General features: G+C 63.5%; 22 protein-coding genes. 12 read left to right on the top strand and 10 right to left on the bottom strand.

What is annotated here, in order from left to right; translation table 11 throughout:
- Positions 1-83 precede the first annotated feature (83 nt).
- On the bottom strand, positions 84-959 hold the full coding sequence (locus PV760_RS10245; protein WP_018776544.1) for a glutamate ABC transporter substrate-binding protein: 876 nt from the start codon (positions 957-959) through the stop codon (positions 84-86).
- Between the two features lie 55 nt (positions 960-1,014).
- Positions 1,015-1,770 carry an amino acid ABC transporter ATP-binding protein gene (locus PV760_RS10240; protein ID WP_018776543.1) on the bottom strand — a complete coding sequence of 252 codons (756 nt, stop codon included), beginning with the start codon at positions 1,768-1,770 and terminating at the stop codon, positions 1,015-1,017.
- A gap of 163 nt (positions 1,771-1,933) precedes the next feature.
- Between PV760_RS10240 and PV760_RS10235 the strand changes: the two genes are divergently transcribed.
- The 4 genes from PV760_RS10235 to PV760_RS10220 all read left to right on the top strand — a co-directional run bounded on the left by PV760_RS10235 (position 1,934) and on the right by PV760_RS10220 (position 4,779).
- Positions 1,934-2,770 carry an LOG family protein gene (locus PV760_RS10235; RefSeq protein WP_018776542.1) on the top strand — a complete coding sequence of 279 codons (837 nt, stop codon included), beginning with the start codon at positions 1,934-1,936 and terminating at the stop codon, positions 2,768-2,770.
- Between the two features lie 18 nt (positions 2,771-2,788).
- On the top strand, positions 2,789-3,130 hold the full coding sequence (locus PV760_RS10230) for a DivIVA domain-containing protein (RefSeq protein ID WP_018776541.1): 342 nt from the start codon (positions 2,789-2,791) through the stop codon (positions 3,128-3,130).
- A 77-nt stretch (positions 3,131-3,207) separates the two neighbouring features.
- Complete coding sequence (locus PV760_RS10225; RefSeq protein WP_354627671.1) at positions 3,208-4,383, top strand: hypothetical protein; 1,176 nt, start codon at positions 3,208-3,210, stop codon at positions 4,381-4,383.
- Between the two features lie 228 nt (positions 4,384-4,611).
- On the top strand, positions 4,612-4,779 hold the full coding sequence (locus tag PV760_RS10220) for a DUF3117 domain-containing protein (RefSeq protein WP_064721643.1): 168 nt from the start codon (positions 4,612-4,614) through the stop codon (positions 4,777-4,779).
- Positions 4,780-4,876: 97 nt separating this feature from the next.
- On the opposite strand, the gene PV760_RS10215 is transcribed toward PV760_RS10220, so the two are convergent.
- Positions 4,877-5,509, bottom strand: coding sequence for an O-methyltransferase (locus PV760_RS10215; protein ID WP_026266969.1), 633 nt, complete (start codon positions 5,507-5,509; stop codon positions 4,877-4,879).
- Positions 5,510-5,744: 235 nt separating this feature from the next.
- On the opposite strand from PV760_RS10215, the gene sigE reads away from it, so the two are divergent.
- The 3 genes from sigE (at position 5,745) to PV760_RS10200 (ending at position 7,723) form a co-directional block, all read left to right on the top strand.
- Positions 5,745-6,368 carry an RNA polymerase sigma factor SigE gene (gene sigE, locus PV760_RS10210; protein WP_018776537.1) on the top strand — a complete coding sequence of 208 codons (624 nt, stop codon included), beginning with the start codon at positions 5,745-5,747 and terminating at the stop codon, positions 6,366-6,368.
- A 115-nt stretch (positions 6,369-6,483) separates the two neighbouring features.
- Positions 6,484-7,290, top strand: a complete 807-nt coding sequence (locus tag PV760_RS10205) for a hypothetical protein (RefSeq protein WP_354627670.1) — start codon at positions 6,484-6,486, stop codon at positions 7,288-7,290.
- Between the two features lie 31 nt (positions 7,291-7,321).
- Complete coding sequence (locus PV760_RS10200; protein ID WP_018776535.1) at positions 7,322-7,723, top strand: twin-arginine translocase TatA/TatE family subunit; 402 nt, start codon at positions 7,322-7,324, stop codon at positions 7,721-7,723.
- 59 nt (positions 7,724-7,782) lie between these two features.
- Here the strand turns inward: PV760_RS10200 and PV760_RS10195 are convergent, their stop codons facing one another.
- Genes PV760_RS10195 through PV760_RS10185 form a run of 3 tightly spaced genes read right to left on the bottom strand, consistent with a single transcriptional unit; the run spans position 7,783 to position 10,911 of the window.
- On the bottom strand, positions 7,783-8,910 hold the full coding sequence (locus tag PV760_RS10195; protein ID WP_354627669.1) for an Mrp/NBP35 family ATP-binding protein: 1,128 nt from the start codon (positions 8,908-8,910) through the stop codon (positions 7,783-7,785).
- A gap of 5 nt (positions 8,911-8,915) precedes the next feature.
- Positions 8,916-9,647 (bottom strand): DUF1003 domain-containing protein, encoded by a 732-nt coding sequence (locus PV760_RS10190; RefSeq protein WP_018776533.1) that lies wholly within the window; start codon positions 9,645-9,647, stop codon positions 8,916-8,918.
- The gene (locus PV760_RS10185; RefSeq protein WP_026266967.1) at positions 9,628-10,911 is read right to left on the bottom strand and encodes a magnesium transporter MgtE N-terminal domain-containing protein; all 1,284 of its coding nucleotides are present in this window, start codon (positions 10,909-10,911) and stop codon (positions 9,628-9,630) included. The genes PV760_RS10190 and PV760_RS10185 overlap by 20 nt, the downstream gene beginning before the upstream one ends.
- 76 nt (positions 10,912-10,987) lie before the next feature.
- Here PV760_RS10185 and PV760_RS10180 point away from each other — a divergent pair, with 76 nt between their 5' ends.
- Entirely contained in the window at positions 10,988-11,818 is an 831-nt protein-coding gene (locus PV760_RS10180; RefSeq protein ID WP_354627668.1) for a YflT domain-containing protein, read from the top strand.
- A 95-nt stretch (positions 11,819-11,913) separates the two neighbouring features.
- On the opposite strand, the gene PV760_RS10175 is transcribed toward PV760_RS10180, so the two are convergent.
- Entirely contained in the window at positions 11,914-13,497 is a 1,584-nt protein-coding gene (locus PV760_RS10175; RefSeq protein WP_055971838.1) for an aminopeptidase P family protein, read from the bottom strand.
- Positions 13,498-13,577: 80 nt separating this feature from the next.
- On the opposite strand from PV760_RS10175, the gene PV760_RS10170 reads away from it, so the two are divergent.
- Together PV760_RS10170 and PV760_RS10165 are read left to right on the top strand one after the other, a co-directional pair.
- On the top strand, positions 13,578-14,423 hold the full coding sequence (locus PV760_RS10170; RefSeq protein WP_055971841.1) for a PHP domain-containing protein: 846 nt from the start codon (positions 13,578-13,580) through the stop codon (positions 14,421-14,423).
- 13 nt (positions 14,424-14,436) lie between these two features.
- Positions 14,437-15,045, top strand: coding sequence for a MarC family protein (locus PV760_RS10165; protein ID WP_018776528.1), 609 nt, complete (start codon positions 14,437-14,439; stop codon positions 15,043-15,045).
- Between the two features lie 34 nt (positions 15,046-15,079).
- Here the strand turns inward: PV760_RS10165 and PV760_RS10160 are convergent, their stop codons facing one another.
- From PV760_RS10160 to PV760_RS10150, 3 genes are all read right to left on the bottom strand, one after another.
- Positions 15,080-15,958, bottom strand: a complete 879-nt coding sequence (locus PV760_RS10160) for a DNA-methyltransferase (protein WP_055971844.1) — start codon at positions 15,956-15,958, stop codon at positions 15,080-15,082.
- A gap of 8 nt (positions 15,959-15,966) precedes the next feature.
- Complete coding sequence (locus tag PV760_RS10155) at positions 15,967-17,679, bottom strand: DEAD/DEAH box helicase (RefSeq protein WP_354627667.1); 1,713 nt, start codon at positions 17,677-17,679, stop codon at positions 15,967-15,969.
- 276 nt (positions 17,680-17,955) lie between these two features.
- Positions 17,956-19,455: an RNB domain-containing ribonuclease gene (locus PV760_RS10150; RefSeq protein ID WP_354627666.1), complete on the bottom strand. Its 1,500-nt coding sequence runs from the start codon at positions 19,453-19,455 to the stop codon at positions 17,956-17,958.
- A gap of 222 nt (positions 19,456-19,677) precedes the next feature.
- Between PV760_RS10150 and PV760_RS10145 the strand changes: the two genes are divergently transcribed.
- Positions 19,678-20,490, top strand: a complete 813-nt coding sequence (locus tag PV760_RS10145; protein ID WP_354627665.1) for an alpha/beta fold hydrolase — start codon at positions 19,678-19,680, stop codon at positions 20,488-20,490.
- Positions 20,487-21,014, top strand: coding sequence for a CGNR zinc finger domain-containing protein (locus PV760_RS10140; protein WP_354627664.1), 528 nt, complete (start codon positions 20,487-20,489; stop codon positions 21,012-21,014). The genes PV760_RS10145 and PV760_RS10140 overlap by 4 nt, the downstream gene beginning before the upstream one ends.
- The last annotated feature ends 41 nt before the right edge of the window (positions 21,015-21,055 follow it).

Genomic DNA, 21,055 nt, shown 5'->3' with positions numbered 1-21,055 from the left:
GTCTGTGGCGGAAAAAGGACTGAATCCTAAAGATGAAAGGCTGTCGCCGCCCCGGCAGGGGACGGCGACAGCCACCGGTTCTTTTAGTAGCGGTCGATCTTCGGCAGGTCGGGGACTGTCTTGATGACCTTGCCCGCGGTTGCTTCCCAGGCCTTCTTGTACGTGTCGTCCTTGGCGAATTCCTCCAGCTGGTCGTTGATCCAGTTGCGGAAGACGGTGTCGTCCTTCTTCAGGCCGATGCCGTAGGGCTCTTTGGTGAAGGTTTCTTCGGATGCCAGTTTGAAGGCATCCGGTTCCTTGTCGACGTAGCCCGCAAGGATCACATTGTCCGTTGTAACAGCGACAACCTGCTTATTGCGGAGCGGTTCCAGGCAAGCAGTGTAGTTGGCTGCCGGAACGAGTTCGGCGCCGTACTTGTCGACGATGGTTTTGGCAGGGGTGGAGCCCGTGACGGAGCAGACCTTCTTGCCCTTGACGTCCTCTGGCTTGGTAATGGAGTTGTCATCCTTGTTTACCAGGAGAGCCTGGCCGGCTTCGTAGTACGGGCCCGCGAAGGAAACCTTTTCCTTGCGGGAGTCATTGATGGTGTAAGTCGCTATGACAAGGTCTACGCGGCCTTGTTCGATGAATGGTTCGCGGTTGGCCGACACGGTCTCCACCCATTCGATCTTGTCAGCGGCGATGCCCAGCTTGGCGGCGATTGCCTTGCCCATTTCAACGTCGAAACCGACAGGCTTGCCGTCCAGGCCCTTCTGGCCGAAGAGCGGCTGGTCGAACTTGGTGCCGATGGTGATCTTCTGTGCCTTGTTCAGCTTTTCCATGGTGGTACCGGCTTCGAAGCTCGCCGAGGCGACAGGGGGAGTGGTGGTGCTGCTGCCGCCACACGCGCTCAGCGTGAGGGCAAGAGCAGCAGAAGCGGCCACCAGGAGCGACTTCCTCCGGGTAATAAGAGACTTCATGGTGTTCCTTTCATTGGATGGCCGCCTTACGGCCGGGGGTGCGGGCTGTAAGGAGCTAGTGGGTCAGTAGCTTGGACAGGAAGTCCTTGGCGCGGTCGCTCTTCGGGTTGGTGAAGAACTCCTCAGGGGTTGCGTCTTCCACGATCTGGCCGTCGGCCATGAACACCACACGGTCGGCAGCCTTGCGGGCAAAGCCCATCTCGTGGGTCACCACGATCATGGTCATGCCTTCCTTGGCCAGTTGGATCATGACGTCCAGGACTTCATTGATCATTTCGGGGTCCAACGCGGACGTCGGCTCGTCGAACAGCATCACCTTGGGCTTCATGGCAAGGGCGCGGGCTATGGCCACACGCTGCTGCTGTCCGCCCGAAAGCTGTGCCGGCAGCTTCGGAGCCTGATGCCCGACACCTACACGCTCAAGGAGGGCCATGGCTTCCTTGTCCGCGGTGCCCTTGGCGACCTTCTTGACCTTGATCGGCCCAAGAGTGACGTTCTCAAGAATCGTCTTGTGGGCGAACAGGTTGAAGGACTGGAAAACCATTCCGACGTCGGCCCGCAGGTGGGCGAGGTCCTTGCCTTCTTCGGGAAGCTTCTTCCCGTCGATGGCGATATCGCCGTCGTCGATCGTTTCCAAACGGTTGATCGCACGGCACAGCGTGGACTTACCCGACCCGGAAGGTCCGATAACAACCACGACCTCGCCCTTCCGGACCTGGAGGTTGATGTCTTTCAGGACGTGCAATTGACCGTAGTGCTTGTTGACGCCGTTCAGGGAGACGAGGGCATCGCCGGACGCTTGAGTAGTCATACGAAGAATCTAGCGAACAAAGAAGCAAATATGACCACGGTCACGGCAAGTTCCTGAAGATCGTGACTGAACAGAAACCTCCTCCCCAGCCATATACCAGACTGCAATGCAAGCCGCGGGTCGTTGCGATGGAGCTGGCGTCCATAAGCGCTAGCCTTGGGCAATGAGCATCAGCCAGCACTCAATTCCCAACCCGGATGCCAACGGCCACGACAGGACCACCCACGTGCCCCTGCCTTCGGAGATTGCGCCCGCCAAGCACAAAGGCTCTCTGGAGCTTCGGCGCAAACAGGCGGATACGGGAATGTCGGACCAGCATTTGCTGGATACGAGCGGTGCCGGACAGTTCATCCATACCGATCCCTGGCGCGTTCTCCGGATCCAAAGCGAGTTCGTGGAAGGTTTCGGTGCCCTGGCCGACCTGGGCCCCGCAGTAAGTGTTTTTGGTTCCGCACGCACCAAGCCCGGGACCGAGTACTACGAGATGGCAGTGGATGTCGGGCGCAAACTTGCAGAGTCCGGGGTCGCAGTCATCACCGGCGGCGGTCCCGGTTCCATGGAGGCTGCGAACAAGGGCGCTGTCGAGGGCAACGGAGTCTCCGTAGGCCTGGGTATCGAGCTGCCGTTCGAACAGGGACTCAACCAGTGGGTGGACCTGGGGATCAACTTCAGGTACTTCTTCGCCCGGAAGACGATGTTCGTCAAATATGCGCAGGGCTTTGTGGTGCTGCCCGGCGGACTCGGAACCCTCGACGAACTCTTTGAAGCCATGGTCCTCGTCCAGACCCGCAAAGTGACCTCGTTCCCGATTGTCCTCCTGGGTGTTCGGTTCTGGGGACCCATGATCGAATGGATCCGGGAGACCTTGGTGGCAGAGGGCATGGTGTCCGAAAAGGACCTCGACCTGATCCAATTGGTCGACGACCCGGCCGATGCCGTTCACCGGGTGCTTCACGGTGCGCCGCTTCCCACACCTACGGGCGAGCAGCGCCCCGAGTAGCAGCGTGTTTCTGGCACGATGGACACTGTGAGCTTTTTCCTGGTGTTTCTCGCGATTGTCCTGGTTGGTGCGGCGCTGTACCTCGGCGCCGGAATCGTCCGTGGGCGCACGATCGGTACGGGCCTCGATGATCCCGTTCCCAACCTGCCCCCGGTGCTGTTACCGGCCGAGGCGCGGCCGTCCGACGTCGACTCCCTGCGGTTCGCGCTGGGATTGCGCGGCTACCGGATGGACCAGGTGGACCAGGTCCTCGATGACCTTCGCGACCAGCTGCGGGCCAAGGACCTCGAAATCGAGAGGCTCAGCGCGCTCGTACGGGAGCGGCCCGGGGACGGCGATTCCGGCCGTACCGGGCAGTGACCGTCCAGACGCCGGCCCGGCACGGCGAAGGACCCGCTGCGAGGCTCTCCAGGGCCGCGGCGGATGCTGGGGCAAGGATGTCCGGTTGGCCCTGGTGGTTGCAGGTATCGCTGATCTTTGTGCCTGCCCGCCTGGTCAGTGCCTGCATCTTCATGGCGGCCGCGCTCCAGCAGGGAACCAACCCATGGTTCCCACCGGCCCCCGACTACTGGAACTTCATCACGATCTGGGACGGACGCTGGTACCAACGGGCTGCCGATGACGGCTATCCCTCGGTCCTGCCGGTAGATGCCAACGGGGTAGTCAAGGAGAACGCCTGGGCGTTCTACGCTCTCTTCCCGCTCCTGGGACGAGGCCTCTCCGCCATGACCGGCCTTGGCACGCTTCAGGCCCTGACGGTTATCGCGATGGCTTCGGGGCTGGGCGCTGCCCTGGTGATCTTCAAGCTCTTCCGTGAATTCGCAGGGAAGCGCACGGCTTTGTGGGGCGTTGTTTTCGTCTCGACCTTCCCGGTGTCGCCTATTCTGCAAGTGCCCTATGCGGAATCGTTGAATCTGCTGCTGCTAGCGGCTTCATTGCTGTTGGTGGTCAGGCGCCGCTATCTGACAGCGATTCCCGTGGTCCTTCTGATGTGCCTGTCCAGGCCTACGGGCGTGCCCTTTGCCGCCATGGTGGGGTTGCTCCTGCTGTGGCGTTTGTGGGAGCGGTTCAGGCGGCCATCGACGGACACTGCTTCCTCCACGCGCAGCCTGGTTTCCCTGGCAGCGTTGGTGGTGGCAACGGGGATAGGCGCCCTCGCGTGGCCGGCCATAGCCTGGGCGGCGACCGGCGACCCGGCAGCCTATACGCGGACGGAAACGGCATGGCGGGGACACGATCTTGTGCCTTTCAAGCCGTGGTTCGACACCGGCCGGATGCTGTTCGGTCCCGTGCTTGGGGTCCTGGCGCCCTTTGTTTTCGCCGGTCTGTTCGTACTGGTCATGATGTCCGCTCCGGTGCGGGCGCTGGGGACGGAACTACGGCTATGGTGTGCCTGCTACATGGGCTACCTCCTGGTCTTCCTGCACCCACAGACCAGCACCTTCCGGATGCTCCTGCCACTGTTCCCCCTGGCCCTGGCGGCAGCTGCGCTGTCAAAGTCGAAGGCATACCGGGGGACGGCAGTGGTGATGTTCGTCCTCCTCCAAATTGTCTGGGTGGTGTGGCTGTGGGCTTGGGCCCCGCTGCCCGGAGGAGGCGACTATCCGCCCTGACGTGGACCTTTGCCCGCGACCGCTAATATGTACAAAGCCCGGACAAATAGGCCGTTGATTTCGCTACGGGCGGGTAAGTACGGGATAATGGACCAAGAGCAAGGACAAAGCACCTAACAGTGCCCGGCCATGGCGGCCTCCCAAGCGGAGCCGCCGGCTGCAATTGCGACGCGGATCCAGCCCGGCCGGGTTGGGCGTGACTTGGGACAAATGGAGGGGATTTTCCTAATGGCGGCTATGAAACCACGGACTGGCGACGGCCCTATGGAAGTTACCAAAGAGGGACGCAGCCTCATCATGCGTGTGCCGCTCGAAGGTGGCGGACGGCTTGTGGTTGAGCTCAATGCCGCCGAAGCGGAAAACCTCAAGGAATGCCTCGTAGGTGTGACCGAATAGAGTTGCGAAGCAGGGCCCGGCGTGAGCTGGAGCCCTGCTTTTGTTTAACCTGTGGGCGGGCCGGTCACCTTGCGGGGTGCCGGCGCCTCACAAGCGTCTACTTCTTGACGGCCACCAGAAGGCCATCGCCGGTGGGCAGCATCGCCGAAGCCAGCCGTTCGTCGTCGCGGATTGCCTTGCCGATCTGGCGCAGCACCACGGTAGTGGCGTCCCGCGCCGCCGGATTGGAGACGCGGTCTTTATCCAGGGCGTCGTTAATGACAAGCGTGCCACCGGATTTGAGCAAGCGGATCGCCTGCTCCACATATTTGGGAAAGTTCGGCTTGTCGGCGTCGATGAACACGAGGTCGTACGCTGAGTCGGTCAACCTCGGCAGGACATCCGCGGCACGTCCTGAGATGGTACGGGTGCGGTTGGCCGGGCTGCCGGACTCAAGGAACGCTTCCCTGGCGGCCTTGAGGTGTTCGACGTCAACGTCGATGGTGGTCAGGACGGCCTGGGGGCTCAGGCCACGCAGCAGGCAGACGCCGGACACTCCGGCTCCCGAGCCAACCTCCACCACTGTCTGCGCCTTGGAGGCCGCAGCGAGCACCGTCAGTACGGCGCCGACACCGGGACTGACGGGAGTTACCCCCAACTCGAAGGAACGCTCACGGGCGCGCAACATGACGTCATCCTCAGCCGGCAGATCTTCTGCGTAGGACCAGCTGCTTGACTTGTCGGCACTCATGAAGGGATTCGCTTTCCGCGGGTAGGGGTGTTTGTACCAGACTACTGTGTCTGCCCCCGCTGGACCGCCGTTGCCAAGCGCCCCGGCGCTGTGTCCGCCCATGTTTTCAGCCTTGCGGGAAAAACTATGTCCAGTCAGGAAATTCCCAGACAAACTTGGGATGATATTGCTCCGGTCATCCAAGAGGTGGGCGGCACCGAATAATCGGTGAACCACAGTTTGAGGGGAGTGGACGATGCCGGCATCCAATGCTGCGCCAGTCCTGACATCGGAGGGCCTCGAGGCAGCCACTGACTGGGTCATGCCCAGCTGGGAGGAAGTGGTTTCCAACCACTCCGCCAAGGTGTACCGCCTTGCCTACCGCCTGACCGGCAACAAGTTCGACGCCGAAGACCTCACCCAGGAGGTCTTCGTGAGGGTCTTCCGCTCGCTCGAAAACTTCAAGCCCGGAACACTGGATGGTTGGCTGCACCGCATCACCACCAACCTGTTCCTTGACCAGGCCCGCCGCAAGAGCCGGATCCGCTTCGACGCGCTTGCCGAGGACGCGGAATCACGGCTGCCCGGACGTGAGCCGGGCCCCGAACAGAGCTTCGAACACAACAACCTCGACCTCGACGTCCAGCGGGCACTGGAGGAACTCCCGCCCGACTTCCGCGCCGCCGTCGTGCTGTGCGATCTTGAAGGTCTTTCCTATGACGAGGTCGCAGAAGCCTTGGGCGTGAAGCTTGGCACCGTGAGGTCCCGTATCCACCGTGGCCGCACCATGCTTCGGGAGAAACTGGCCCACCGGGACCCCCGTCCGGCCGAGGCCCGCAAGCCGCGCCTGAAGATGCCCCGCATCGCAAGTATCCTCTAGGTTGTCGATGCCCCGACGTCCTCATCGCCCGGGAGCCTCGTACCGGCGAAAGTTGGCTTCGCTGCGCCATTCCCGGAGCCCGGAGCATGTGCAGGAATGTGCGAAATGCCGTGCCATGCAGCGCCAGGAACGGCAGTACATTGAACGCCTCCGTGATGCTGCTGTGCCTGAGGCCAGCCATGACCTCGCAGCGAGGTTGATCCAGCACACCGAACGGCTCGCAAACCATCCCGGGCAGACCTTGGACTCAACCCCGCCGGTGAATGGAATCCGTCGGGGTCTCAGGATCACGGCCATTGCTGCCGGCACCTTGACGGTCTCCGCTGCAGCCTTGGCCGCCTCGGCCTTTGTCGTGGCCGGGGACGAGCAGCCGCAGGCCTTTGTGGAAACCAACGACGCCGGCGTACTCGCCGGGGCGTGGACGGGCGGGCAAATGGAGTCCGCCGTAGCGCCGGCATTCAGGGCCGGGAGCACAGTTACCCTCAGTTCCGCCCAACTGGATGCCCTCAGGGGGGAAGGTTGGGCATGTCCTGAGCTGGCCGGAATGGGCTTCAGCGTCGTGTCCGCGCAGGCCACCATGGTCAACGGCCATCCGGCCGTGGAGATCAGGCTGGAGCACAACGGTCATTTCGCCACGATTGTGGAGGAGCACCGGCCCGCGGGGCAGGATCCGCAGGAACAGTCGACGACGGCGCAGCTCTCGGTCACGCAAGGAACCCCATGGAAAGCCGTCTACTCCACGCAGGCAGCAGTGATCAGCTATGCTTCCGACCTTCCGGCAGAGAGTGCTGATGACGCTGTCCCGGAGATAGTCCGGGCCGGTGATTCCGTATCGGAGGCTCCCCGTTTAAGGGGCTCGGAGACTTGGTACCCCAGGCTGCTTCGCGGTCTTCAGACCCTTCTTCGCCCCGCTGGTTTATGAGCGGCACCACAGACAAGGTAATCTTCGTAGCGTGCTTGGAATCAACGGCCCGGAGTTCATACTCCTTCTGATTATCGGCGTACTCGTCATCGGTCCCAGCCGTTTGCCCGAATACACTCAAAAGCTGGCCAATCTGGTCAAAGAAGTGCGGCGGATGGCTTCCGGCGCCCGCGAGCAGATCAAAGAAGAAGTCGGCATCGACATCGATGAAGTCGACTGGAAGAAGTACGATCCCCGTCAGTACGATCCCCGGCGCATCATCAAGGATGCCCTGCTGGACGATGACACCAAACCGGTCAGCGCAGGAGGACCGGCAGCCGCGGCCACCGCTGCTTCCGCTATTGCCGAAGAGGCCAAGCCCAAGGCTCCTGTAAGGGTCATCGAGAGGCTCGCCGAAGGCGAAGCCGCTCCTTTCGACACTGAGGCAACCTAAGGCAATAGCCTGCACGGCTTCCCGTGGACCACCGTGGTGGTGCCTGCTGCCCACAGATGCTAGCGGGGCTCGATTCCCAACGACATGCCCGACAACCCGCGTGGCCGGGAGGCCAGGGCCGCAGCAATTCCTTCCATGGCCTTGGCAGCGGCAGTATCGGGCGCCGCCAGGACGACGGGCTTCCCTGCGTCCCCACCCTCGCGCAAACGGATATCCAACGGTATCTGCCCCAGCAAGGGAACGTCGTGGCCTACGGCTGCGCTCAATCTCTCAGCCAGGATGGCGCCTCCGCCGCTTCCAAACAGTTCCATGCGACCGCCGTCGGGCATTTCCAGGAACGACATGTTCTCGATCACGCCGGCCACTTTCTGCCCGGTCTGCGTGGCGATGGTTCCGGCGCGTTCGGCGACATCGGCTGCCGCTGCCTGGGGCGTGGTGACCACCAGGATCTCTGCGTTCGGCAGCAGCTGTGCCACAGAGATTGCGATATCGCCCGTGCCCGGAGGTAAATCGAGGAAGAGTGCATCGAGATCACCGAAGTACACGTCGGTCAGGAACTGTTCCAGGGCGCGGTGCAGCATGGGACCACGCCAGGCCACAGGCTGGTTGCCTTCGACGAACATGCCGATCGAGATGACCTTCACGCCGTAGGCCACGGGAGGCAGGATCATGTCATCCACCTGTGTGGGCTTCTGGGTGATACCCATCAGGGCCGGCACGGAGAAGCCATGGACGTCTGCGTCCACAACTCCCACCCGGAGGCCCTGGGCCGCCAGGGCACAGGCAAGGTTGACGGTGACGGAGGACTTGCCCACCCCGCCTTTTCCACTTGCCACGGCGTACACCTTGGTCAACGAACCCGGTTTGGCGAACGGAATGCCGCGCTGGCCACCCGGGCCGCGGAGCTTTTCCTTGAGGGCTTCACGCTGGGCCGGAGTCATGACTTTCAGTTCCACGTCTACGCCGGTAACACCATCCACCCCCATCAGGGCGTTGGTCGCGTCCTGGGTGATGGTTTCGCGCAGCGGGCATCCGGCAATCGTCAGCAGAACGGCAACATGGACCATTCCGTCGTCGTCGGAAGAGACTGATTCCAGCATTCCCAGTTCCGTGATGGGGCGCCGGAGCTCGGGATCAATAACCGTTGCCAGGGCAGCGTGCAGCGCCTCGGCAGTTGCGGTGCTCATAACGTTCAGGCCCGGCTTTCAGGGGTGTCTGGGGATGGCTTGGCGGTGGAATGCTGGGGTCCGGCGGCCCGCGGAGGCCGTACCTTGGGGATCTGCTGGGTGCGGGGGCCACGGGACTTGTCCCGTTTCTCCTTCAGTTTCTCCTTGACCTTCTCCCCGGGTGACTCCGTGCCGTCGGCGGAGGCTTCGCTTTCGCGGAGTTCTTCCTGGGCGTCGATGATGTCCTCAAGCAAGCTGCGGAGCTCGGCCCGGACGTAGTCGCGGGTGGCTACCTCGCGCAAGGCGATGCGGAGTGATGCAAGTTCCCTTGTGAGGTACTCGGTGTCGGAGAGGTTCCGTTCAGCGCGCTGGCGGTCCTGCTGGAGCGAGACACGGTCGCGGTCATCCTGCCGGTTCTGGGCCAGCAGGAGCAGTGGTGCGGCATAGGAAGCCTGCAGCGACAACATCAGGGTCAGCAGGGTGAAGCCCAACTCCATGCGGTCGAATTGCCACTCCGTGGGCGCAAACGAGTTCCAAGCGAGCCAGAACACACAAAACACGGTCATGTACACCAGGAACGTTGGCGTACCCATGAATCGGGCAAAACCCTCTGTTGCATTGCCGAAAGCGTCAGGATTGGGGGAGAACTTGGGGAGGATCCGTTGACGGCCACTCAGTGGCGTATCCAGGCTGCTGCCCGGGCGTGCCGTGCCACGGGGGGATCGGGTGCCGTTGTTGTCAGCCAATGCGGCCTCCAAGTTTCCTTATCGGGGCATCGTCCTCGTGGGCGCGCCAATCATCCGGTAACAAGTGATCCAGCACGTCATCAACAGTCACCGCCCCCACGAGGCGGCCGTCGTCGTCTACGACTGGAAGCGAATTCAGGTTGTACGTTGCCAGTGTCCGGGCGACCTCGCTGATGTGGGCCTGGTCCGAAAGAGGTTCCAGGTTCTTGTCCACGAGGTTGCCCAGGGGCTCCGGCGGGGGGAACCGCAGCAGTTGCTGTATATGCACCACACCGAGGAACCGTCCGGTGGGCGTCTCCAGGGGCGGGCGTGCAATGAAAATGGAGGAGGCCAGCGCCGGCGACAGTTCCTCGCGGCGGACGTGCGCAAGGGCTTCGGCCACGGTGGCTTCCGGGGGGAGGATGACCGGAACAGGGGTCATCAAACCACCGGCGGTGTCTTCGTCGTATTCCAGGAGGCGGCGCACGTCTTCGGCTTCCTGGGGTTCCATCAGCTGCAGCAGCTCTTCTGCCTGGGCGGAAGGGAGCTCGGCAAGGAGGTCGGCGGCGTCGTCCGGGTCCATCTCTTCAAGGACGTCGGCCGCCCGCTCCACGTCCAGCGCAGAGAGGATGGTGACCTGGTCGTCTTCCGGGAGCTCCTGGAGGACGTCGGCGAGCCGCTCGTCCTGAAGTTCACTGGCGACTTCAAAACGCCGCTTATCACTCATCTCCTGCAGGGCTTCGGCGAAGTCAGCAGGTTTGAGGTCTTCGTGCGTGGCGACGAACTGGGTGGCGGCCTGGGGTTCGTTGTGGCCCCCGGTCTGGGCGTCGGCCCAATCGATGATCAGGGTCTCGTTCCGGCGGAGCCTGCTCAGAGGGGAGAGCGAGTGACCACGGCGTACGAACAGCTTGCTCACGAACCAGTCCTTGGAGCGGTGCTGGTCCATGGCGATGTCTTCAATGGTGGCGTCGCCACTGCCATCGGCCAGCGTGACCCTGCGGTCGAACATCTCGGCCACCACGAGTGTTTCGGCACCACGCTGCTCGAAGCGCCGCAGGTTCACCAGCCCGGTGCAGATGATCTGGGTCTGGTCGATGGAGGTAATGCGCGTCATGGGGACGAAGACCCGCTTCTTGCCGGGAACCTCGACGACGATGCCGACGACGTGGGGCGCGCCGCGGGTCCCGCGGGAGAGCACCACGACGTCCCGCAACCGGCCCAGACGATCGCCCAGGGGGTCGAAGACGTCCAAGCCCAGAAGGCGCGCCACGAAGACGCGAGAAGGATGTGTGCTCATGTTTACAGGCTACCGAGTCTGCTCTCTTTTAGCTGAATTCCAGCCGCTTCACATGTCCATGGGACACAATGGGGCTATGTCTAACATTTTTGGTGCCCCCAAAGCCATTGAGGAATCCCGCAGCGTCCCCCAAGGCGACACCGTGGGTTCATATACCTCTTATTTGGATGCCCAGAAGGCGGTGGACTACCTTGCGGACCAGCAGTTCCCGGTTCAGCTGGTGTCGATCGTGGGCAACGACCTCAAAATGGTGGAGCGGGTGACCGGTCGCCTGAGCTACCCGAGGGTGGCGTTGTCCGGTGCGCTGAGCGGAATGTGGTTCGGCCTGTTCGTTGGCGTCATGCTCTCCTTCTTCACTCCTGCCGGTGGTCCGTTCTCCATCATTACCTCAGTGCTGATGGGTGCGGCCTTCTTCATGTTGTTCGGCATCGTCACCTATGCCATGCAGCGCGGCAAGCGGGACTTCACCTCCACCAGCCAGGTGGTGGCCACGAACTATGACGTCATTGTGGCCCAGGAGGCAGCCCACGAGGCACGCCGCTTGCTTCAGCAGCTCCCCATGAATCCGTCACAGGCCGCCACCGCCCAGACCAGCAACTACACCCCGCAGAATCCTCCGTTCCAGCAGCCGGGCCAAGCCCCGGAGCGCCCCTCCACGTGGAACGACCCCTACGGCCAGCGCGGTCCTGACGCAGCTCAGCCTGCAGCCCAGGGGCAGCCCGGGAACCCGGAAGGGACCCCCACAGGTCCTGCCCCGGCTGCGCAGAACCCAAAGCCGGCAGCTGTCCGCTATCCGGATCTGCCCGATGGCCGTCCGCAGTACGGAGTCAGGGTCACCGAGGGACAGAACGATGCGCCCCGGGACGACGCGCAGCAGTCGGGCCACGAAGGCTCCACCAAGGAGTAGTCACTGACAGGGCACTGAACAACAGGGCACCTACAAACAGGGAAGGCCACCGGATCACCGGTGGCCTTCCCTGTTTGTTTCGTCTTGGAAGGGCTTTAGCCCTGCGCGTCCTGATAGATGCCCGCCATCCAGGATTCGACGTCGTCAGCCTTACGCGGCAGTGCGGCGCTGAGGTTGACGGGGCCGTCGGCGGTCATCAGGATGTCGTCTTCGATCCGGACACCAATCCCGCGGTATTCCTCCGGGATGGCCAGGTCCTCTTCCTTGAAGTAAAGGCCCGGTTCGATGGTGAAGACCATTCCCTCAGTGAGGACGCCATCGAGGTAGAGCTCCCTCTTTGCCTGGGCGCAGTCGTGGACATCCAGGCCCAGGTGGTGGCTGGTGCCGTGCGGCATCCAGCGTCGGTGCTGCTGGCCTTCGGGGCTGATGGCTTCCTCGACGGATACGGGCAGCAGGCCCCATTCGGCCAGGCGCTCGGCCAGGACGGTGGTGGCCGCGGTGTGGATGTCGCGGAACTTCACGCCGGGCTGCGCGGCTGCGAAGCCGGCGTCGGCGGCATCGAGCACTGCTTCGTAGACTTTGCGCTGGACATCGGTGAAGGTGCCGGTGGCCGGCATCGTCCGGGTGACATCCGCGGTGTACAGCGAATCAGCTTCCACGCCTGCGTCGAGGAGAAGGAGCTCGCCGGCGTTCACGGTCCCCGAATTGCGGGTCCAGTGCAGCACCGTGGCGTTGTTGCCGGACGCTGCAATGGTGTCGTAACCGAGTTCGTTGCCTTCTTCGCGGGCACGGGCGAAGAAAGCACCTTCAACAACGCGCTCGCCGCGCTTGTGCGTGAGGGCGCGGGGAAGTGCGCGGACGACGTCGGCGAAGCCTTCGACGGTGGCTGCCACCGCGATCTTCATCTGCTCGATTTCCCACTCGTCCTTGATGAGGCGCAGCTCGGAGAGGGCTTCGCTGAGCTTCTCGTCCAAGGCATCCAGTTCGCCGAGGTCCAGGTTTTCGGGATCCTTCGCCGTGTTGTAACGGGCAGTATCCACCAGGGCGTCGATGTTCTCGTCCACCTTGCGGACGAGGCGGATGGAGATACCGCCGATTTCCGGGGCGCCCACGTTTTTGGTGATGGCCATTTCGAGTTCGGCGATGTGTGCCGTGGGAAGGCCCAGACGTGCTTCGAACTCGGCAAGCGTCGGGCGGGCACCGATCCAGAACTCACCGGCTCGGGAGTCGGCGTAGAACTGTTCGGTGTCGCGGCCCGCCAACGGACGGAAGTAGAGCGTGGCAGTGTGGTGACCGCCGTCGTCGCCCTTTCCTTCGGCTACCGGCTCAAGGATGAGGACGGCGTCGGGCTCGTGGTCCACGCCCAGGCCGGTCAGGTGCGCGAAACCGGAGTGGGGGCGGAAGCGGTAGTCGCAGTCATTCGAGCGGACCTTCAGCGGTCCGGCCGGGATGACAAGCCGTTCGCCTTTGAACAGTTCGGAGATAGTACGACGGCGGCGTGCAGCGTGGTCTGCAACGGCGTCCCGTGCAGGGGTCACCTGCGGGGCGGGCGCCCAGTTGCTGGCCATGAATGCCTTGAAGGCATCGGACGTGGGCCGCTGTGAGCGGTTGTTGACGCGCTCCTGCAGCGGCTGGGAATTTGTGGAGTCCATGTTTTGGGTGTTTTCGGCATCGTTCACCGTTACATCGTCCCACCAGTTCCTTGAGGAGGCCAACGGCGCAACACTCCAAGCGGCCCCGCATCCCATAGGCTGGGAAAGTGAGGATAGACCTGCATGCGCACTCCAATGTTTCCGACGGAACCGAGACACCGGCCGGCGTGATCGTTTCCGCCGTGGCCGCCGGTCTCGACGCCGTAGCCCTGACGGACCACGACTCAACGGACGGGTGGGAATCTGCGTCGGCCGCTGCCAGAGAACATGGCGTTGCGTTCGTTCCCGGCATGGAGATTTCCTGCCGGACCGAGGAAGGTATCAGCGTCCACCTCCTCAGCTACCTTCACGACCCCGCGCACGAGGGACTGCTCGAGGAAATTACGAAGTCCAAGGATGCCCGGCTGACCCGGGCCGAACATATGGTGACGTTGTTGTCCGAGGATTACCCGCTGACGTGGGACGACGTCATCCACCACGTGGCGCCGGGCGCGACTGTAGGTCGCCCGCACATCGCTGATGCCCTGGTGGCGGCGGGAGTTGTTGCGGATCGGACGGAGGCCTTCACCTCCATCCTCACGTCTCATTCGCGCTACTTCGTGCAGCACTATGCACCCAACCCGGCCCTCGCCGTCGAGCTTGTCCGGGCGGCAGGCGGTGTTCCTGTCTTCGCGCATCCCGTGGCCTCGTCGAGGGGGCGCATCGTGGGGGAGCGGACCTACCGGGACATGATCGACGCCGGATTGCTGGGACTTGAAGTGGAGCATCGGGACAACCCTGAGGAGGGTCGGGCGTTCCTGCGCGGCCTCGCCGCAGAGCACGGGCTGTTGGTGACCGGATCCTCGGACTACCACGGAGCGGGCAAACCGAACTTGCTGGGGGAGAATACGACGTCGCCGGAGGTCTTGGCACGGATAGAGGAGTTGGCATCAGGCACCACGGTGGTTCGGTGAAGGGGGCCCGCTGATGGACCTGCAGTTGCTCGCCTCCGTGATCGTCACCCTGTTCGTGATCATGGATCCGCCGGGAACCGTGCCGATTTTCATGTCGTTGACGGCCCGGCTTTCCGCGAAGGACCGCAATCGTTCGGCATTCCAAGCACTTCTGGTAGCCACCGGCGTGATCGTGGTGTTCGCGATCTTCGGCCAGTCCATCCTGAACTACATGCACATCTCACTGGCAGCACTGCAGGGTGCCGGTGGCCTGCTCCTGGTGCTCATAGCCCTGCAGTTGCTGACAGGCTCCACCAGCGGGGAAGAGAATGCTGCCAAATACAAGAACGTGGCTTTCGTGCCGCTGGGAACGCCGCTCATGGCCGGCCCGGGCGCGATTGTCGCCGTGATGGTGTTCGTTCAGCAGTCCAGCCAGCTGTCGGAGTATCTGGCTGTTGGGCTGGGCATCGCAGTGGTTTTGGCCTCGTTGTATCTGGCCATGCGGTTCGCGGGCGTGGTGCAGCGGGTGCTGGGCGAGAACGGGGTTGAGCTGGTGACCAGGATCGCCGGTCTGTTGCTTTCAGCCATCGCTGTGCAGATGATCGCCGACTCCGTGACGGCATTCGTGAAAGGTGTGGCCTGAGAATCCCTCAGGACAACCAGCCTATAGGCCGGGCCTAGAGGCCGGTTGGCAGCAGCTCGTGGAATCCGGCTTTGCTGCCCAGGCGTTTCCGCATGACCTCGATGGCCTGTTCGTTCTGGTCCACGCACACAAAGTTGCGGCCCAGCTTCGCAGCTACTGCACCCAGGGTCCCGGAACCTGCGAAGAAATCAAGGCACCAGTCGCCTTGGCGGCTCGATGCGGAGACGATCCTGCGCACCAGCCCTTCGGGCTTCTGGGTGGGGTAGCCGGTCTTTTCGCGGCCGGTGGGGGAGACAATGGTGTGCCACCACACGTCCGTCGGCAATTTGCCGCGTTCGCGTTTGGCGGGAGTGACCAGACCCGGTGCCATGTACGGTTCCCGGTCCACTTCTGCGTTGTCGAAGTGGTACTTGGCAGGGTTCTTTACGTACACCAGGATGTTGTCGTGCTTGGTGGGCCAGCGGTTCTTGGCGCGGGCACCGTAATCGTAGGCCCAGATGATCTCGTTGAGGAAGCATTCCCGGCCGAAGATGGCGTCGAGCATCACCTTGGCGTAGTGCACTTCTCGGTAGTCCAAATGCAGGTACAAAGTGCCGTCATCGGCCAGGAGACGCCAGGCTTCCACGAGTTTGGGTTCCAGGAAGGACCAATAATCGCTGAACGCGTCGTCGTAGCTGTGGAGGGCGCCCTTGATGGTGTCATACGAACGGCCCTTGAAGCCGACGCGGTCGCCGTCGCCGTCGGCGTTGCGGACCATGCGGGTTTCCTGCCGCCGCTGGACCCGGCCCGTGTTGAAGGGCGGATCCACGTAAATGAGTGTGAAGGCGCCGTCCGGCAGCGTTGGAAGGAATTCCGCGTTGTCCGCGTGCACCACCATGTTGCCGCCGTCCGGCGCCCAAACAGTTTCAGTCATCGACGGTTTTAGGCCTCGGTGTTGCCTGGCTGGGCAGCAGCCGTCTCGCCCGACACCACTTCGCCGTTGCGGCGGCGCGTGCGGGTGCGGCGAGTGCGGGCAGGCTTATCGGCGTTGTCTGCGGGGGCGTTGCGCGAGTCTGCCGCGCCGGAGGCCGGAGCTGCGTCGCCTTCAGAGGTACGACGACGACGGGTGCGGTTGCTTCCGCTCTCGCCACGGGATTCGCTGGAGCCACGGGATTCGCTGGAGCCGCCGGACTTACCGGAGCGACCGCGGCCGCCGTCGCGCTTTCCGTCGCGTCCGCCGTCGCGGCCGGAACCGCCCGAACGTGCGTTCTTCTTGCCGGTCTCGCCCAGGTCTTCAAGGACCTCGGCGTCAACGCCTGCCAGGACGCGCTTGTTGCGGGGCAAACGGCCCTTGGTGCCCTCGGGGATGTCGAGGTCACTGTAGAGGTGCGGTGAGGACGAGTAGGTCTCAACGGGCTCCGGAACACTGAGTCCCAGGGCCTTGTTGATCAGGCCCCAGCGCGGCATGTCGTCCCAGTCCACGAACGTGACGGCGGTGCCCTTGTTGCCGGCGCGGCCGGTACGGCCTACGCGGTGCAGGTAGATCTTTTCGTCTTCGACGCACTGGTAGTTGATCACGTGCGTAACGTCGTCGACGTCGATGCCGCGGGCCGCGACGTCGGTGGCGACGAGGACGTCCACCTTGTTGTTGCGGAACGCACGCAGAGCCTGCTCGCGTGCACCTTGGCCGAGGTCGCCGTGGATGGCGGCGGCAGCGAAGCCGCGGTCAACCAGTTCCTCGGCAACCTTCGCTGCCGTGCGCTTGGTCTTGGTGAAGATGATGGTCCTGCCGCGGCCGCGTGCCTGCAGGATGCGTGCCACTACCTCGGTCTTGTCCATGGCGTGAGCACGGTAGATGAGCTGGCGGATATCGCGCTTGGTCAAGCCCTCATCGTTCGGGTCGGCTGCCCGGATGTGCGTGGGCTGCGTCATGTACCGGCGGGCCATGGCGATAACCGGGCCGGGCATGGTGGCGGAGAAGAGCAGCGTCTGACGGACTGCGGGGGTGCCGGCGATCAGGGTCTCGACGTCCGGGAGGAAGCCCAGGTCCAGCATTTCGTCGGCTTCGTCGAGAATGACCATCTTGACGTTCTTGAGGCTCAGGTGCTTTTGCTTGTAGAGGTCGATCAGGCGCCCGGGCGTGCCCACGACGATTTCGACGCCCTTCTGCAGCGCATCGACCTGCGGCTCGTAGGCGCGTCCACCGTAAATGGTCGCGATACGGGCGTTCCGCTTGCGCGAGGCTGCCTGGAGGTCGTTGGCAACCTGTACGGCGAGTTCACGCGTGGGAACGATCACCAGGGCCTGGGGAGCGCCGGGAACAGCGAGCTTCTCAAAGCCCGCGTCGTCCCGGCCGACAACGCGCTGCAGGGCGGGGATACCGAAGCCCAGCGTCTTGCCGGTGCCGGTCTTTGCCTGGCCGATGATGTCGTGGCCGCTCAATGCGACCGGGAGGGTCATGGCCTGGATGGGGAAGGGGTGCGTGATACCGGCGTCGGCCAAGGACTCGACGATGTCGGCGCGGACGTTGAAGTCCGCAAACGACTTTTCCTCGATCTCGTGGGGCGTCTCATCCGAGATGATCGTTTCCTCGGGTTCGATGGATTCAGTTCCGGTGGAGTCCGTCAGGACTTCATGGGTGTGCAATTCACTCACAGGGAGTTTCCTTATTCATTTGGGCATTGGCGCTGCATGCTCAACGGGGGCGGCGGAGCCGTACCGGAGCAGAACGGGCGCGCAAGCAAGTCCAGTGGAAGCCGATCGCGGGCTATCTAAGTACTGGCACTGGTGACCAGTTGGTACATCTCAAGATCGCGTAGGGGCGGGCTTGTTGAGTTCAAAAATTAACTGAATCAACGACCGGGCATCCATTACTACAGGGCCAGTCTATCCTCTGGGAGCCATAAAGCCCGGATCGTCACGTGATGCGCGTCAGTTCAGAAGCTCGAACCTGATTTCACGGCTGGCGATTTCCGCCCTGACGAGACGCACCCTGACCTTGGTGCCGGACTCAAGTTCGCCGTCACACCTTGCGGTGACGGCAGGTTCTGCGATCTGGACGATACCGGACGGTCCACTGCCGTTTCCGTTGCCCTTGCCTGTGCCATTGCCGTTGTTGCTGTTTCCGTTGCCGTTCTGCGGCTTGGAACCGGAAATCACTACGGCGTCGAACTCCTGGCCTACGTGGTTGGCCACCAATGCTGCTTCCACCGTGTCCAAGGCAGCGCGTTCAAGCCTGCCTGCCAATTGGTCAGAGGCTCCCATGATCTCGGGCAAGGAGGGCAACGCCTCGCGGACCCAGCGCGGAATTTCCTTGTTGTTGCACAGGGCATCGCAGATCACCAGGACGAACCGGTCGATGAGCCGCCGCAAGGGAGCGGTGGTGTGGGCATAGGGCGCGCCGATGGCTGCCTGGATCACCGTCTCCGGCACTTCGCCGTCGAACGGGGTGTATCCGGCACCCCTGAACAACATCCCGGCGGAGTGCAGGATGGCGAGCTGCTTGGGATCGGAGGCGTCCAGGGTCCGCAGGTACTCTCCGTAGGTGACCTGGCCGTCCCACGGTTTGCCCAAGGCCACGGTTTGCCGCTTGAAGTGTTGCAAGGACCTCTCATCGGGGGCGGGCATGGTCCGCAGGATACCGACTTTTCCGTCCAGCATGAGCCGGGCCGCGGCCATGCCCGTCATGAGGGAGATCTGCGCGTTCCAGTCCTCCACCGGCAGTGACGGTGCTGCAACGATCCTGTACCCGCCGCCGTCGGTCGCCTGGACGATTTCCTGCTCGGGCATGTTGAGGCTTGCCCCACCACGGAGTCTCTCAAGTTCGACCCGTTTCAGCCCGACTTCCTTGAGGAGCTGCAGTACGGGCGGTGCAGAGCCGTCGTCGATCTGTTGCTGGGCTCCTTTATAGCTGAGTTTGGCGCGGCTGCGGACCGTGGCACGGGCGACGGAAACATTGACCACTTCCGCGTTGGCATCGAGGTCGAAATCCCAGACGAACGCACCGCAGTCCTGATCGGCAAGCAGACTGCCTGCGTTTTCGCTGATGATCTCCGGGTGCAGGGGGATGCGGCCGTCCGGAGCGTAGAACGTCTGGCCGCGGTGCCGGGTTTCGGCATCCAGCGCCCCGCCGGGAGCCACGAAAGACGGCACGTCGGCGATCGCGTAGAGAACCTTGTACCCCTCGCCGGCGCGATCAATGAACAGGGCTTGGTCAAGGTCCGTTGACGTTGCGGGGTCGATGGTCAGGAAAGGGACGTGCTTGAGGTCGCGATCGGGCAGGCGGAGGGATTCGACGGCGTCCCGTGCCTCCCGGACGGCATCAACCGGATAGTCGCCGGGCAGCTCCAGCTCCGTCCGGAGGGCCGCGAAAGCCGCTGCGAGCTGGTCCGATGAGTCGTCGACGTTGGGCGCTATCCGATGATGTGACACGAAAATCAGGGTAGCCCGAAACCGGCGGATAGTCTTGGACGCTTCCGGCTCCAAGCGATGCTGTCAGTGCGGCGGATGGCCAGCTGTTGCTGGCCATTAGCTTCTTGGCGGCCCGGGGAGGCAGGCGGTGGGACGGTCGACGGCAGCCATCAACACCCCCGTAGCCCATTTGGGCCTGTTACCGTCTAATGTATAAAGACGGTAACAACGAAGGGGCAAGCTATGAGCGATTGGTCGCTACCCGAGCGGTTCGACGTCGGCGACGGTACGGTGCGATGGAACTCGGTAGGCGAGGGCCCAGCTCTCGTTCTGATGCACGGCACACCCTTCTCGTCGTACATCTGGCGGGACATCGCCCCGGTGCTTGCTCGTGATCACCGGGTCTACGTCTGGGATATGCTCGGATTCGGACAATCGACCCGCACCGCGCCGGATGTGAGCCTCCGGCAGCAGGCGACGATCTTCGTCGAACTCCTCGAGCACTGGGGGGTCTCAGCGCCTCGGGTCGTGGCGCACGACGTCGGCGGCGCGGTCGCGCTGCGGGCGACGCTCCTGCACGACGTGAACTTCGAGTCGCTCACGCTCATCGATGCCGCGACGGTGAGTGGTTGGGGCGCCGGCGGGTTCTTCCAAACCGTCCACCAGCACCCCGCGGCCTTCGAGGCGCTCCCCGACTGGGCTAGCGCTGCCCTGATCGACGCCAAGATCCGGTCCGGCAGTCACGTGGGTCTGCGTGCAGACGCCCTGGCTTCGTACACGGGCCAGTGGGCGGGTACGGAAGGGGCACGGGCGTTCTACCGGCAGTACACCCAAGGCGGCGAGGAGAACACCGACGAGCTACAGGATCGACTCCGGCTGTTGGATATCCCGATCCACGTGATCTGGGGCTCGGAAGATGCGTGGCTGGGTGTCGACTACGCCCATCGGCTCGTCACGGCACTTCCGGATCACGCGCGGTTCTCGATCATCGAGGGAGCCGGGCACATGGTGCCGGAGGATCGGCCCGGCGAACTCCTCAGGCTGCTGAGCGCGTGAACGCCGTGCAGTCCGCCGTGCCCGAGGAGCTGCGTGTCGTCGTGGAGTTTTGCAACAGCGCCACACTGCTTCGCGGCACCGACGCGCTGGCGACCATCCGTGACGGGCGGGAGTGGCTGGTCCGGCATGGATGGGACGGGGAGCCCACGCTCGAGCATCTCATCTCGTTGCGCGACGCCCGCGAGGTCATGCGCGCGTTCCTGGCCGACCGTACCGACACGGCAGCGCGATCCGCCCTGAACCAGCTCGCTCAGGAGCACTGGGCAGGCCCCCACGTCGACGACGACGGGCGGCTCGCGCTGACCCCGTCGGCCGGCCTGCCGGTCTCGCCGGCGGGAGCAGCGGTCGGGGCGCTTCTGCTCCACGGCTTGACCGGCTCGGGGCAGCGGCTCAGGACCTGCGCGTCGGAAGCGTGCAGGTGGGTGTTCTACGACAGTTCACGGTCCAGGACCCGGACCTGGTGCGACATGAACACGTGCGGGGCGCGGAGCAAGATGCGCCAGTACCGCGATCGGCTCACCTGAATCTGATCCGATCCGGTGGGTGGGCTGCGGCATCTGCAAGC

It is taken from the genome of Paenarthrobacter sp. CC6 (genome assembly GCF_040560085.1).
GTDB lineage: Bacteria > Actinomycetota > Actinomycetes > Actinomycetales > Micrococcaceae > Arthrobacter > Arthrobacter nicotinovorans.
This window is presented reverse-complemented; position numbering and strand designations above follow the sequence as displayed.